We start from the raw sequence: 13,547 nt of genomic DNA on the forward strand, positions 1-13,547 counted from the left end.
AGCAGGGACGTCATGAGTGAACTGAGCCGGAGCGAGGACAAGCGGCTGGTGCTGGCCACGGGGCGGGCACACCCCGAGCTCGCGCAGGAGATCGCCGATGCCCTGGGCACCGAGCTGCTGCCCATGAGCGCGTACGACTTCGCCAACGGGGAGATCTACGTCCGCTCGGGCGAGTCGGTGCGCGGCAAGGACGTCTTCGTCATCCAGTCCCACCCGGCGCCGCTGAACAACCACCTCATGGAGCAGCTCATCATGCTGGACTCCATGAAGCGCGCCTCGGCCCGCCGCATCAACGTGGTCTCCCCGTTCTACCCCTACGCCCGCCAGGACAAGAAGGGCCGCGGGCGCGAGCCCATCTCGGCCCGCCTGGTGGCGGACCTCTACAAGACCGCCGGTGCCTCGCGCATCATGAGCGTGGACCTGCACACCGCGCAGATCCAGGGCTTCTTCGACGGCCCGGTGGACCATCTCTTCGCCATCCCGCTGCTCGCGGACTACATCCGCGGCCAGGTGGAGGGGGAGAAGGTCACCGTGGTCTCCCCTGACACCGGCCGCGTGCGCGTGGCCGAGCAGTGGGCGGACCGCCTGGGTGGCGTGCCGCTCGCGTTCGTGCACAAGAGCCGCGACCTCACCACGCCGAACAAGGCCGAGTCCAAGACCGTGGTGGGCGACGTCGAGGGACGCGTGTGCGTGCTGATCGACGACATGATCGACACGGGCGGCACGATCGCCGGCGCTGTGCGCATCCTCAAGGACGCCGGCGCGAAGGACGTCATCATCGCCGCCACGCACGCCGTGTTCTCGGACCCGGCCGCGCAGCGCCTCGGCGACTCCGGGGCCCGTGAGATCGTGGTGACCAACACCCTGCCGATCCCGCCGGAGAAGCGCTTCGAGAAGCTCACCGTGCTCTCGATCGCCCCGCTGATCGCCCGCGCCATCCGCGAGGTGTTCGAGGACGGCTCCGTGACCAGCCTGTTCGACGGCGACGCCTGAGCATGACGGGTACCACGGCCGCCGCTGAGCCGAAGCACTCCCGCCTGCCCGGATGGCTGGCGGTGCTGCTGAACGTGGCCGTCGCGATCATCGTGGTGGCGCTGGTCCAGGCGTTCTGGGTGAAGGTCTACTCCGTGCCGTCGGGCTCGATGGAGAACACCCTGGAGATCGGGGACCGCATGCTGGTGAACCGGACCGCCTACCCGGACGGCATGGCGGAGCAGCAGGACGTGGTGGTGTTCAACGCCAACGAGGACTGGGCCCAGCCGATGCCCGAGGACGGCCCGCTCGAGGCCGTGGTGCGTGGATTCGGCGATCTCACGGGCATCGGCCGCTCCCACGAGCAGGCGCTCGTGAAGCGCGTCATCGGTGAGGCCGGGCAGACGGTCTCCTGCTGCACCTCGGCCGGCCAGGTGGTGGTGGACGGCGCGCCCCAGGACGAGCCGTACGTGTTCGAGGACCTGCCGTTCGTGCCCGGCCGGCTCGACTGCGAGTCCGACGTGGTCTCGTCGCGGTGCTTCGGCCCCGTGACCGTCCCCGCGGACTCCATGCTCGTGATGGGCGACCACCGCTCGAACTCCGCCGACTCCGTGATCGCCTGCCGGGGCACCGTGGGGGAGCAGACCGACGGCTGCGCCCGCTTCGTGCGGCGTGACGACATCGTGGGGAAGGTGTTCACCACGGTGTGGCCGCCCTCGAACTGGGGCGGGCACTGAGCCATCCGTGGACACGACGGCGGGCCGTCACCCTCGAGCGTGCATAAGCCGGAACAGATGGGAAAAAGCTCCGTGGAGAGATTGACGAGGGGTGCGTCGCGGATCAAAGAGAGACGCGTCATCGCCCTGCCGGACAGCGAGCGTCTCGCCGGATTCCTGAGCCAGGCAGCGGCGGAGCGGTTCGTCATCCATGAGGCAACCGATAACCGGCAGGGGCGGGAGTCACGTCGATTTGACGCCGTGGCGTTCATGGAGCATTTCTCAAGGGCTCCGCTTCCTGCTGAGATCGGGTGCACGTTGAGCCACCTCGACGTTCTTCGCCAATTCGGTGAGGCGCCCGGATGCGCGGGCGACCTTGTTCTGGTAGCCGAGGACGACGCTCGGTTTGTCCACAGTTTCGAACAAGCGCTGTCCGCTATCGAGCCCCACGTTCCGGAATCTGCGCTCGTGGTGTTGGCCGACCCCTATGGCCCCGGGGGTGTTCGAGACCGCTCGTTGGAGAGCCGTTCAGAGTATTTCGTCCAGTTGTCGCTTCTTGCAACGAGGCTGGGTCAGAGCGCAGGAATCAAGGGTTTGCAAATAGGTCGGTGGAGTGCCGGATTAACGGGCACGGGGGCCTACCTTGCCACACGATGCGCCGCGCAAAGAATTACAAGGTTCGTCGCGGATCAATGCGACGGTCTGCCGTGGTGGATGGCGGATTACCACGGGGTCTATCGAGATCACATAGGGATCGATGTCCTGGTGGTTCGTCCCAATCTTGCAGATTGGGAGGGGGATTCCTCTATTCAGGACGAGTCGCACGACGCGTGGAGACTTGGAGAGCACGTGGGACCGAAGGGGCAGGCCCGGTGGCCCCTACTTGCCAAAGAAGGGGCCCGCCGATTCAAGATGCAGATCAAGTCCACTAAATTCGACGTGGAGTGGCGACTGCGGCATCGGAAGTAAATCGTCACCCGACTGATACTCGGAACATCACCGCGACGCGGGCGCGAGCCTTTCATTTCGAACCACATCCCGGCGAACCAGGTGCTCAGACGGCGCCGTCCACCAGGGAGTGCTCGGCCAGGGTGGTCAGCGCGGCGCGGATGTGTCGCTCGGCGTCCGCCGGCACCGGTCCTTGCTTGTCCAGGGCCGCCAGGAGCTGGTCGGGGGTGCAGGGCTCGTCCAGCAGGAACCAAAGCGCGGGTCCCAACCCCTTGAGTACGATCAACCGGTCGCCGGCCAAGAGCACCAGCACGCCGTCGTCGGTGATGATCCCGTCGTCCACAGCACGACGCCACAACAGGCCGTCCGTGGCGCCCGTCGCATCGTTCGCCGTGCCAGAGCTGGCCGCAAGCTCGGTTTCCTCGAGCGGCTCCCACGTCGGATTGACCGGCTCCGCCGGTGCGGCGAGGAGCCGGTCCAGCACCGGGCGGAGTCCCTCCGCCTCGGTGTAGACCAGGCGGTGGGCGCCGCCCACGCGGTCCAGGACGCCGCACAGCGTCACGAGGCCGCGGGGCAGCTGCGAGAGGGAGGACGTCTGCGGCACCAGCAGCTGCAGCGCCTCCAGCAGGGGAAGGGGCTCCGCCCGGGCGGGCACGTCCTCCGTCGCATCGCGCACGCGGTCCAGCACGGCCACACACCGCACCGTGCCCGGCACGGTCGGCCCCAGACCGAGTCCGTCCGGTCCCACTTGGTGCTTCGGACGCACGCCGGCGTCCCCCAGCAGGGAGAGCGGCTTGGCGTACGGGGTCACCCCCAGGTCTGCGGGATCCACGATGGCCGTCTCGTCGGTGAGGTAGGCGAAGTGGGGGCCGAGGCGTCGTGTCGCGGTGGTCTTCCCCGTGCCGGAGGCGGCGGCCAGCACGACGGCGGCGCCCGTCTCCGGGACGGCGAGGCAGGCGCCGTGGAACATCAGGTGGGTGCCGCGGCAGGAGCCGATCGCCGCGGACGTGGCCGCGTACACGATCGACTCGTGGAAGACGTCCCAGTCCTGACCCTCGGCCCGTTCGAGGTCGGCGGCGGCCGGGGTGGGGATCGGGGTGGGGCTGCACCGGGACCAGTCACGGCACAGCGTCTCGCTGGCGGTCTCGTCGAGGCCGCTCACCGTCAGGGTGTCCAGGCCTGCCGTCAGGCGCAGGGAGCGGGACGTCCCGGCATCAGAGGTGGGCATCGAGGTCTCCCATTCGGCAGCGGGGCGAAGGTCACGGCGAGCGACCGCCTCCCTCCGGCACGGGCCCGAGAGGCGAGTCCAGTCTACGGAGTGCCTGTGGGGACCGGGGCCGGCGCCCGCCGACGCCCCGCCGCCTATAATGGAGCCGCAGCGTGCACCCTTCGCGCCGCTGAGTCTGCCTGCCGGAGGACCCCATGCCTGAGATCGTCCCCGAACCGTCCGTCACGGTGGTGATCCCGCACTACGGGGACCCGGCTCCCACGGCGGCACTGGCTGCCTCCCTCCTGGAGGCCCGGTCCACCTGCCTGGCCGGCGTCGTCGTCGCCGATGACGCCTCGCCCGTCCCCTACCTGGGCAGCGACGACGCCCGCCTCACCGTGGTGCGTCGTCCCGCCAACGGGGGCTTCGGCGCGAACGTGAACACCGGTCTGGCCGAGGTCCGCACGGAGTACGCCCTCGTGCTCAACTCGGACGCGCTCATCACGGGCGAGCAGATCGACGCGCTCGTGGCCGCTGCGGCACCGTTCCAGCCGGCCGTGGTGAGTCCGCAGGTGGTGAATGAGGACGGGACGCCTCAGTGGTCCGGGCGTCACTTCCCCTCCGTGCTGCACCAGACCGTGGAGTGGCTCACTCCGCTGGCCCGCTTCCGCCACCTGCCCCTGCTGCACGAGGCCGTGGGCCATGACGTGCACGCGGCTGAGGCCACCGAGCCCGTGCCCGTGGACTGGGTGATGGGCGCCGTGATGCTGCTGCCGATGGCCGAGGTCCGCGCGGTGGGGGGCTTCGACGAGGCCTACTTCATGAACTCCGAGGAGGTGGACCTCCAGCAGCGGCTCCGCCGGCGGGGGATCCCCTCGATCGTGATTCCCGCCATCCACGTCACGCATGGCCTGCACGGCTCCTCGGATCCGCTGCGGCGTCGCGCGTGGCTCGTGGACTCGCGGTTCCGCTATGCCCGCAAGTTCGGCCGGCCGCGCGCGCTCAGGGCCGCGCTCACCGCGGCCACGGGTGCCAACCTCGCCGTCAACGCCCTTCGGCAGGCCCGGGGCACGGACGTGGACGCGCGCCGTGTGGCGAAGGACGAGCTGCGCCTGATCTGGCGGGGGACCCGCCGATGACCGCCCGCACCTACACCGTCCCCGCGCCCCTGGGCTCCACTCCCGCCCGCGTCGGCGTGCCCGCCGGGCGCCGCACCGAGCGCCTGCTCCTCGTCTCGCCCGCCTTCCACGGCTATCACCGCTCCATCGCCCGCGCGTGGGCGCAGCAGGGCTTCGACGTCACGGTGCACTGCTACGACGCGTATGCCACCCCCGCCATGAAGCTGCGCAACAAGGCCCTCCTGGAGCTGCCGCAGAGGGTCGGCATGGACCGCACGGCCGCCCGCGTCGCGTGGGACACCCAGCGGGCGGTCGCCGCCCTGCGCGAGGCCAGGCCCGACCGCGTGCTCGTCATCAAGGGCGACTCCCTCGGCGAGCAGTTCTGGGACGAGGTCCGAGCGCTCGGCGTGCCCCGCATGCTGTGGCTCTACGACGACCTCCACCGTCACGACTACTCCCTGGACTTCCTGCGCACCGTGGGTCCCGTGCTGAGCTATGCCCGCTCCGAGGCGGACGAGCTCACGGCCGACGGCGTGGACGCCCACTATCTGCCCAACGGCTTCGACCCGGACCTGGACGTGCCCCCCCTCGAACGGAGGGACGAGCTCGTGTTCGTGGGCTCGCGCTATCCCAACCGTGTGGAGCTGCTCGAACGCCTCGCCGCCGCGGGCATCCCCGTGCGCGCCTACGGCCGGCAGTGGAGCCACCACCCCGTGGACCGCCTGCGGACGTGGGAGCTGCGCCGCCCGGCCCTGCCCGCCGAGCGGGACATCCCCCTCAACGAGGCCTACGCGGTGCAGGCCGCCGCCGCCGGCGCCATCAACGTCCACGGCCTGCAGGCCGGCCATGCGATGCGCACCTTCGAGGTGCCCGGCATGGGTGGGCTCCAACTGGTGGACCGGGCGGACGTGGCGGAGTTCTACGAGCCCGGCGCGGAGGTCCTCGTGTTCGAGAGCCCCGAGCACCTCGTGGAGCTGGGCTCCCGCGCGGTGCGCGAGCCCGCGTGGGGCGAGCGCATCCGCGCCGCCGGCCGCCGCCGCTCCCACGCGGAGCACACCTTCGCGCACCGCGCCGCCGCCGCGCAGGACTGGTGGACCTGATGGCCGGCGGCGCTGACGCCCCCCTGTTCTGGAGGCCCGAGGACCTGCCCCGGTGGCAGCGGTGGCAACGGGCCCAGTGGTCGGCCTCGCGGCGCGCTGCGGACGCCGCGCGCTCTGCCATCCGTGCCGCCCGGGGCGCCGCGGCCGGCGCCGAGAGCCCGATGCTGATGCTCCCCGAGGGGGAGGTCCACTCGCTCGTGGCGCTGGAGTCCTTCGGCCCCACGCAGCTCGCCGCGCTGGCCGCGCCCGTCGCGGCCCTGCCGCCGGAGGCTGCCGCCGGCGTCGGATGGGTCCTCCCCGGGGAGGCCACCGCGGAGCAGATCGCGGCGTTGCCGGGGGCACGGACCCCGGGCGTGCGCCTGACGCCGATCCCTGCGGCCGCTGGGCCGTTGCTGCTGCCCCGCCTCGCAGGGCTGCGCCGCGTGCTGGTGGCGGGGGAGTACCTGCCCTCCGGCCGCGCGGCCGTGCGCTGGGCCCGCGAGCGCGGCGCCGAGGTGGCGGTGGTGCAGCACGGACTGCTCGCCGTCTCCACCCCGCCGGTGCCTCGCGAGAGCACGCTCTACGCCTTCACCTCCGAGGACGCCGCGTGGTGGACCCAGGGCCGCGCCGACGTGCGCGTCCGCGCGGTCGGGTCCGCCCTCCTGGAGGACGCCCGGCGGACCGCGGCGCACCGGCCCGCCGGCCCCGACGCCGCGGGCCCCGGCGTCTTCCTCGGCCAGCTGCACGGCGCCGAGCTGCCCCGTGCTGACTTCGCCTGGGCGGCGGAGGACTACATCCGCGTCACCGGTGCCGTGTACCGCCCGCACCCGGCCGAGAGGGACCGGCTCTCCCGTGCGCAGCACGCCCGCTGGGAGGCGCAGGGCATCACCGTGGACCGCTCCGACGTCCCGCTCACGCAGACCATGGGCCCCGTGGTCTCGGTCTTCTCCACGGGCGTGCTCGAGGCGGCGCAGTCGGGCCGGCCCGCGTGGGTCACGCACCCCGACCCGCCGGCGTGGCTCGAGGGGTTCTGGGAGCGCTACGGCATGCGCCGCTGGAGACCGGGCCACCGGCCCGATCCCACGCCGCCGCTGGCTTCGCCCACGCCCGATCCCGCCGCTGCCATCGCGGCCGACCTCTGGAGGAGCGCCTCATGAGCATCCTGTGCGTCATCCCCGTGCGCGGCGGCTCCCGCGGCCTGCCGGGCAAGAACGTCCGCCTGCTCGGCGGCCACCCGCTCGTGGCGTGGACCATTCAGTCCGCGCTCGAGGCGGAGGCGGACCTGCATGTGGTGGTCTCCACGGACTCCGAGGAGATCGCCGAGGTGGCCACGCGCTACGGCGCGGACGTGCCCGGCCTGCGCCCTGCGGAGCTCGCGCAGGATGAGACGCCCACCGAACCCGTGATCGAGCACCACCTGGCCATGGAGCGCACCGCCGGCGTCGAGCCCGAGGCCGTGATGCTGCTGCAGGCCACCAGCCCGCTGCGCCTGCCCGGCACGCTGGACCGCGCCGTCGCGCAGTTCCGCGCCACCGGCGTGGACTCCCTCGTCGGCGTCGTGCCGGTCTCCCCGTTCGTGTGGCGCCATCCCGAGGACCCCGACGGGGACCCGATCCCGGACTTCGACGTCACGGCGCGCAAGCGCCGGCAGGACATGACGCGTACCGACCTGCGGTTCCGCGAGAACGGGTCCCTCTACGTGACGCGCCCCTGGGTCTATGACCGGCTGCACAACCGGCTCGGCGGCCGGCTCGGCATGCTGGAGCTCGACGACCTCGAGGGCGTGGACATCGACACCGAGTTGGACTTCGCCCTGGCCGAGCAGCAGATGGACCAGTACCTGGCGGTCCAGAAGGTGCTCCAGCACCGCCCCGACCTCGGTGCCGCGCGCACCGCCGAGACCCCCACCACCGGCCCGAACCGCACCCCCGGAGGCGCGCAGTGATCATCGAACGCAGGCTCACCCCCTACCTCGTCTTCCCCGAGGACTCGCTCCTGGTCGCCCTGCAGAAGATGACCGACAACCGCGAGCGCACCGTGTTCGTGGTGGACTCCCACGGCTTCCTCGTCGGCTCCCTGGCGGACGGGGACATGCGCCGCTGGCTCGTGGCGCATCCGGAGGCGTCGCTGGACGTGGCCGCGGCCGACGTCGCCCATCGCGACCCGGCGACGGCGCCCCTGGGCGCCTCCCCGGCTGAGATGCGCGAGGCCCTGCCCGCCGGGGCGCTGCACCTGCCGCTGCTGGACGAGCGCGGCCGCCTGACGGCCCTGGCGATCAACCGGGAGGCGGAGCTGCGGATCGGCGGGCACCGGATCGGGGAGGGCCACCCGGCGTTCCTGATCGCCGAGATCGGCAACAACCACCAGGGCGATGTGGACCTGGCCCGCCGTCTCGTGGACCTGGCCGTCGAGGCGGGTGCGGACGCCGTGAAGTTCCAGCTGCGGGACATGGACGCCCTGTACCGGCAGTCCGGTGCGGCCACCGCCGGTGAGGACCTGGGCGCGCAGCGCACCCTGGACGAGCTGGCCAAGTTCTCGCTCTCCGCCGAGGACATGGTGCGGGTGTTCGACCACGTCCGGGACGCCGGCGTCGCCCTGATGTGCACCCCGTGGGACGCCCCGTCCATGCGGGTGCTGCGCGAGTACCCGGTGGACGGCGTGAAGATCGCCTCGGCGGACCTGACGAACCACGGGCTGCTGCGGGACGCGGCCGCCTCCGGCCTGCCGATGGTGCTCTCCACCGGCATGTCCCGGGAGGAGGAGATCCGCGAGTCGGTGGCCCTCGTGCGCTCCTTCGGCGTCCCCTTCGCGATGCTGCACGCCCAGTCCACGTACCCCGCCCCCTACAAGGACGTGAACCTGGCCTACCTGGACCGGCTCGCGGAGATCGCCCAGACGCCGGTGGGCTACTCGGGGCACGAGCGCGGCTTCCACGTGGCGCTGGCCGCGGTGGCCCGGGGCGCCGCGATCATCGAGAAGCACTTCACCGTGGACCGTTCGCTCGAGGGCAACGACCACAAGGTCTCCCTCTTGCCGGAGGAGTTCGCCCAGATGGTCCGGCAGACCCGGGACATCGAGGAGTCGATCGGCGTCGGGACCGAGCGCGTGGTCTCCACGGGCGAGGCGATGAACCGCATCAACCTGGCCAAGTCCCTGGTGGCGGCCCGTCCGCTGCGCGCCGGCGCCACGATCACCACCGACGACGTGACCGTGAAGTCCCCGGGCCGCGGCCTGCAGCCCAACGAGCTGCCGCGCCTGGTCGGCCGCACGCTGCACCGCGACATGGCCGAGGGCGACTTCTTCTTCGCCGGCGACCTCACGGACACGGTGCCCACCGGACGCCAGTTCCAGTTCCGGCGCCCCTGGGGCCTGCCGGTGCGCTACCACGACGTCGAGGCGCTGACGAAGGACTGCACCCCGGACTTCCTGGAGTTCCACTTCTCCTACAAGGACCTCGAGATCGACATCGACTCGGTGTTCCGCGAGCCCATGCCGATGGGCTTCACCACCCACCTGCCGGACATCTTCTCCGGTGACTTCCTCGTGGACCTGGCCAGCGACGACGACGCCGTGTGGGAGCGCTCGATCGCCGAGGTGCAGCGCACGATCGACATCACCCGGGACCTGAAGCGCTGGTTCCCGAACGAGGAGGAGCCCATCATGGTCATCACCATGGGCGGGTTCACCCTGGACCGGCACATCCGCCCGGAGGAGCGGCTGCCGAAGTACGAGCGCATCGCCGAGGCCGTGCAGCGCCTGGACACCTCCGGCATCCGGATCGCCGCGCAGACGCTGCCGCCGTTCCCGTGGCTGATGGGCGGTCAGCAGTACCACAACCTCTTCATGGACCCGGACGACACCGTGGCGTTCGTGGAGGCCACGGGGGTGCCGCTGTGCCTGGACATCTCCCACTCCAAGCTCTCGGCCACGTTCCTGGGGATCCCCTTCTCGGAGATGGTGGAGAAGCTGGCCCCGCACACCATCCACCTGCACCTGGTGGACGCCACCGGTGTGGACGGGGAGGGGCCGCAGATCGGCGAGGGCGACGTCGACTGGCCCGTGCTGTGCGAGCAGCTGGACCGCCTGGCCCCCGGGGTGAGCTTCATCCCGGAGATCTGGCAGGGCCACATCAACAACGGCGAGGGCTTCTGGACGGCCCTGGATCGCCTGGAGCAGTGGCTGTGATCCGCGAGGCCGCGACGACCACTCCGGCCCCGCTGACGCTCTGGGTGGTGCCCGTCGCCGACCTCGGCGGCGTGGCCCGGCACGTCCTCGACGTCGCGCGCGTGGGCCTGCCCGGCCTGCGTCTGGCGGTGCTGTGCCCCGAGGGTCCGCTCGCCGAGCGGCTGCGCGAGCAGGGTGCGGCGGTGTTCACCGGGGACGTCGGTCCCGACGCCGGCCTGGCCGCCTCGGTGCGGACGCTCCGGACGGCGGTGCGCACCCTGCGCCCGGCCGCGGTCCACACGCACCTGGCCTACGCCGACCTCGCGGCATTCACCGCGCTCGGCCCGGGGCGGGCCCGGCGGCGGGCCGGTGCGCCGGCGCTGCTCAGCACCGAGCATGGGATCGCCCCGGACGATGGGCTGTACAACCGCGCCGCGGCGGCCCGGGTGAAGAACGCCGCGCACCGCGCCCGGCTGCGCGGCACGGACCTCGTGATCGCGGTGGCGCAGTCCACCGCGGACGTGCTCCGGCGCAAGTGGGGTGCGGGGGCGCCCCTCACCGTGGTGCGCAACGGGGTGGATGTGTCCGCGGTGCGGGCCGCGGCCGCGGGGCAGCGGCGCGCACCGGGGGAGGGGCTGCGGATCCTCTCCCTGTCCCGGCTGGCGCCCGAGAAGAACCTGGACCGGCTGATCGCGGCACTGCCCGCCTTGCTTGACCGGGACCCCGGGACGCGGTTGACGCTGGCCGGCTCGGGTCCCCTGGAGGGGCAGCTGCGCGCCCAGGCCGAGGCGCTCGGTGTCGCGGATGCGGTCGACCTTCCCGGCTTCGTGGAGCCGTGGGGCACCATGGCCGAGCACGACGTGCTGGTGCAGCTCTCCGCGTGGGAGAACCTCAGCTACACCCTGCTCGACGCCGCGGCCGCCGGCCTGCCCGCCGTCGCCACGGACGTGGGCGGCAACGGAGAGATCCTGCCCCCCGAGCGGCTGGTCCACGAGACCACTCCGGCGGCCATCGCCGACGCCGTCATGCGTGCCGCGGCCGACGGCCCGGGCGAGGTGCGCGTGGGCGACGTGGAGACCATGGCTCGGGCCACCGCCGAGGCGACCCTCGAGGTGCTCGGGCGCCGGGCGGGGAAGGGCGGGCACCGATGACCGCGGCAAGCCCGAACGAGCCGGGATCGGCGTCGGTGGCCCCGGCCGAGAAGCGCGTCCCAGGACCCCGGTTCCGCGAGCTGGACGGTCTCCGGGGGATCGCGGCGCTCGCGGTCGTGTTCTCGCACTTCGGCGGGACGCACAATTTCCACTACCGCGACGATCCCCCGGCTTTTCATGACTTCGTCTGGGGTGGCACGGGGGTCCAGCTGTTTTTTTTTATCAGCGGTTTCGTGATCCTCATGACCGCGCGCCGTGCCTCGCGTCCCAGCGATTTCGTCATCTCCCGAGTGGCGCGGCTGTACCCGCCGTACTGGCTCTCGCTTGCATTCGCCGTCGTGATCCTCGCCCTCGTTCAGGTGCCGGGGTACTCGCTGAGTCCGGGGCAGATCTTCGTCAATCTCACGATGGTCCAACGATGGTTGCTGGTCGACGATGTGGTCGACGTCTACTGGACCCTGGCGGTCGAGATGCAGTTCTACGCACTTGTCTTGACCCTCCTCATCCTCAGCCGGTGTCGCCTGTCGGACCGTCTGGTCCTGTGGGCATGCCTGGGTTGGTCTGTGTTGTCCTGGACGGTGGTGGCTGTGACTTCACAGGCCGCGGCGCCACGCCCAGCGGGGGACCCCACGTGGGTCAAACTCGTCAACAACATCACTGTTGCCGAGTATGCGCCCATGTTCGTCCTGGGCATGGTGGTGTTCCTGGCACGGGAGACGGGTCGCCACCGACGAGCGGTGGCCGCAGCCTATGCATCGGCTGTCGTGAGCCCCTTCGTCTTGCGCGACATGACCCTTGGTCTCTGGGTGCTGGCAGCGGCGACCCTGTTCACTGCTGTGGCCCTCCGACGAAGGACGTGGCTCCTCACAACGCCGCCCTTCCAGTTCTACGGCCGGATCAGCTACTCCCTGTACATCATCCACGTCATTCCCGGTTATCTGGTCATCCATGCTCTATGGCCATACGTAGGCCGGAACATGGCCATGCTCGTGGCCTTGGCCGTGGTCTCCGTACTCGCCTGGGCCCTGCAGAGGTACGGCGAGGAGCACCTCGGCCGCGCGGCCAAGCGGGGGCTGACCCGCGTCCGCTCCATCATGGACGCGCGGACCGGACATCCCCGATCCCGGGAGCCGGCCCGATGAACGGACGCATCTGGATCCTGGCGAACCAGGGTGAGGTGGGCGGCGGCGAGGTGATGCTGCACCACCTCGCCACGGCCCTGCGCGAGATCGGGCGGGACGTGGGCGTCGTGGCCCCGGCGCACCCGGCCGAGACCGCCGATCGCCTGGCCGCGGACGGCTTCGACGTGGTCCGACTGGGTGGGCCCGGACGCCTGGGGTATCTGCGCGCTCTCCGCGCCTGGGACCGTGGCCGAGGCGGGGACGACGTCGCGTGGTGCAACGGGCTGCTGCCGGCGACGGCGCTGGCCGGTCGGCCGCGCCGGATCGTGCACCTGCACCAGGTGCCCGAGAAGCCGCTTCTGCGCGTGTTCTCCGCCCTGGCGCGTCCCGGTGCGCTCGCGGTCCTCGTGCCCTCCCGATTCGCGGCGGACCGCATCCGCGGGGCCCGCGTGCTCCACAACTGGGTTCCGGCCCCGACGACGCCGCAGACACGGCGGGCCCGCGGTGCCGATGAGCCGGCGACCGTGGGCTTCCTTGGCCGCCTGTCCGAGGACAAGGGCATCCTCACCCTGCTGGAGGCCGCCGCGCTGCTGCGGAGGACCGACCCGGGTGCTTTCGTGTTCCGCATCGCGGGGGAGAGCCGGTTCGTGGCGGAGGACGAGGCCGAGCGACTCACCACCGCCCTGACGGCAGCCGGTGAGGACGTCCAGGTGCTCGGCTGGCAGGACACGGGCGAGTTCCTGACCACCGTGGGCGTGCTGGCCGTGCCATCACATGCGGCGGAGTCCTTCGGCCTCGTGGCGGCCGAGGCGATGGCCGCGGGCGTTCCGGTGGTGGCCTCCGATGCGGGGGCCGTTCCCGAGGTGGTCGGCAGCGATCACCCCTTCGTTGTTCCGCAGCGGGACGCTGCCGCGCTCGCGGACTGCCTGCGGGCGGTACGAGCGGTCGATCTGGGCGCGGTGGCCCACTCCCAGCGGAACCGCTGGGAGTCGCTGTTCTCTCCCGAGGCCGGCCGTGCCGCCGTCGCCGAGCTCCTGGATGACCTGTCCCTATGATCCCCGCGGAGGACTC

The 13,547-nt window shown here is 71.6% G+C and carries 12 protein-coding genes; 11 read left to right on the top strand and 1 reads right to left on the bottom strand.

The genetic code is table 11. The features are described from left to right. The first annotated feature begins 12 nt into the window (after positions 1–12). Genes AAG742_RS02795 through AAG742_RS02805 form a run of 3 tightly spaced genes read left to right on the top strand, consistent with a single transcriptional unit; the run spans position 13 to position 2,657 of the window. Positions 13–993 (top strand): ribose-phosphate diphosphokinase, encoded by a 981-nt coding sequence (locus AAG742_RS02795; protein WP_248115460.1) that lies wholly within the window; start codon positions 13–15, stop codon positions 991–993. A 2-nt stretch (positions 994–995) separates the two neighbouring features. Further along, positions 996–1,709, top strand: coding sequence for a signal peptidase I (gene lepB / locus AAG742_RS02800; protein ID WP_343282264.1), 714 nt, complete (start codon positions 996–998; stop codon positions 1,707–1,709). Between the two features lie 39 nt (positions 1,710–1,748). Beyond that, positions 1,749–2,657 carry a hypothetical protein gene (locus tag AAG742_RS02805; protein WP_343282265.1) on the top strand — a complete coding sequence of 303 codons (909 nt, stop codon included), beginning with the start codon at positions 1,749–1,751 and terminating at the stop codon, positions 2,655–2,657. An 85-nt stretch (positions 2,658–2,742) separates the two neighbouring features. Here AAG742_RS02805 and AAG742_RS02810 read toward each other — a convergent pair whose 3' ends face one another. After that, positions 2,743–3,864: a PqqD family peptide modification chaperone gene (locus tag AAG742_RS02810; RefSeq protein ID WP_343282266.1), complete on the bottom strand. Its 1,122-nt coding sequence runs from the start codon at positions 3,862–3,864 to the stop codon at positions 2,743–2,745. Positions 3,865–4,058: 194 nt separating this feature from the next. On the opposite strand from AAG742_RS02810, the gene AAG742_RS02815 reads away from it, so the two are divergent. Genes AAG742_RS02815 through AAG742_RS02850 form a run of 8 tightly spaced genes read left to right on the top strand, consistent with a single transcriptional unit; the run spans position 4,059 to position 13,531 of the window. Beyond that, on the top strand, positions 4,059–4,982 hold the full coding sequence (locus AAG742_RS02815; RefSeq protein ID WP_343282267.1) for a glycosyltransferase: 924 nt from the start codon (positions 4,059–4,061) through the stop codon (positions 4,980–4,982). Continuing rightward, the gene (locus AAG742_RS02820; protein ID WP_343282268.1) at positions 4,979–6,061 is read left to right on the top strand and encodes a glycosyltransferase; all 1,083 of its coding nucleotides are present in this window, start codon (positions 4,979–4,981) and stop codon (positions 6,059–6,061) included. The genes AAG742_RS02815 and AAG742_RS02820 overlap by 4 nt, the downstream gene beginning before the upstream one ends. Beyond that, positions 6,061–7,197, top strand: a complete 1,137-nt coding sequence (locus tag AAG742_RS02825) for an RNA-binding protein (RefSeq protein ID WP_343282269.1) — start codon at positions 6,061–6,063, stop codon at positions 7,195–7,197. Before AAG742_RS02820 ends, AAG742_RS02825 begins: the two co-directional genes overlap by 1 nt. Next, positions 7,194–7,985, top strand: coding sequence for an acylneuraminate cytidylyltransferase family protein (locus tag AAG742_RS02830; protein WP_343282270.1), 792 nt, complete (start codon positions 7,194–7,196; stop codon positions 7,983–7,985). The genes AAG742_RS02825 and AAG742_RS02830 overlap by 4 nt, the downstream gene beginning before the upstream one ends. Continuing rightward, a complete protein-coding gene (locus tag AAG742_RS02835) occupies positions 7,982–10,225 on the top strand; it encodes an N-acetylneuraminate synthase family protein (protein WP_343282271.1) in 2,244 nt (747 codons plus the stop codon). Before AAG742_RS02830 ends, AAG742_RS02835 begins: the two co-directional genes overlap by 4 nt. Beyond that, entirely contained in the window at positions 10,216–11,355 is a 1,140-nt protein-coding gene (locus AAG742_RS02840) for a glycosyltransferase (protein WP_343282272.1), read from the top strand. Before AAG742_RS02835 ends, AAG742_RS02840 begins: the two co-directional genes overlap by 10 nt. After that, entirely contained in the window at positions 11,352–12,497 is a 1,146-nt protein-coding gene (locus AAG742_RS02845) for an acyltransferase (RefSeq protein WP_343282273.1), read from the top strand. Before AAG742_RS02840 ends, AAG742_RS02845 begins: the two co-directional genes overlap by 4 nt. Continuing rightward, on the top strand, positions 12,494–13,531 hold the full coding sequence (locus AAG742_RS02850; RefSeq protein WP_343282274.1) for a glycosyltransferase family 4 protein: 1,038 nt from the start codon (positions 12,494–12,496) through the stop codon (positions 13,529–13,531). The genes AAG742_RS02845 and AAG742_RS02850 overlap by 4 nt, the downstream gene beginning before the upstream one ends. Positions 13,532–13,547: the final 16 nt, after the last annotated feature.

This window comes from Micrococcus sp. 2A, assembly GCF_039519235.1.
Lineage (GTDB): Bacteria > Actinomycetota > Actinomycetes > Actinomycetales > Micrococcaceae > Micrococcus.

What these genes read in the sequence shown, in the direction of transcription:
- AAG742_RS02795 (WP_248115460.1), top strand. Translation starts at nt 13, where the DNA reads ATGAGTGAACTGAGCCGGAGCGAGGACAAGCGGCTGGTGCTGGCCACG.
- lepB (WP_343282264.1), top strand. Translation starts at nt 996, where the DNA reads ATGACGGGTACCACGGCCGCCGCTGAGCCGAAGCACTCCCGCCTGCCC.
- AAG742_RS02810 (WP_343282266.1), bottom strand. Translation starts at nt 3,864, where the DNA reads ATGCCCACCTCTGATGCCGGGACGTCCCGCTCCCTGCGCCTGACGGCA.
- AAG742_RS02815 (WP_343282267.1), top strand. Translation starts at nt 4,059, where the DNA reads ATGCCTGAGATCGTCCCCGAACCGTCCGTCACGGTGGTGATCCCGCAC.
- AAG742_RS02820 (WP_343282268.1), top strand. Translation starts at nt 4,979, where the DNA reads ATGACCGCCCGCACCTACACCGTCCCCGCGCCCCTGGGCTCCACTCCC.
- AAG742_RS02825 (WP_343282269.1), top strand. Translation starts at nt 6,061, where the DNA reads ATGGCCGGCGGCGCTGACGCCCCCCTGTTCTGGAGGCCCGAGGACCTG.
- AAG742_RS02830 (WP_343282270.1), top strand. Translation starts at nt 7,194, where the DNA reads ATGAGCATCCTGTGCGTCATCCCCGTGCGCGGCGGCTCCCGCGGCCTG.
- AAG742_RS02845 (WP_343282273.1), top strand. Translation starts at nt 11,352, where the DNA reads ATGACCGCGGCAAGCCCGAACGAGCCGGGATCGGCGTCGGTGGCCCCG.
- AAG742_RS02850 (WP_343282274.1), top strand. Translation starts at nt 12,494, where the DNA reads ATGAACGGACGCATCTGGATCCTGGCGAACCAGGGTGAGGTGGGCGGC.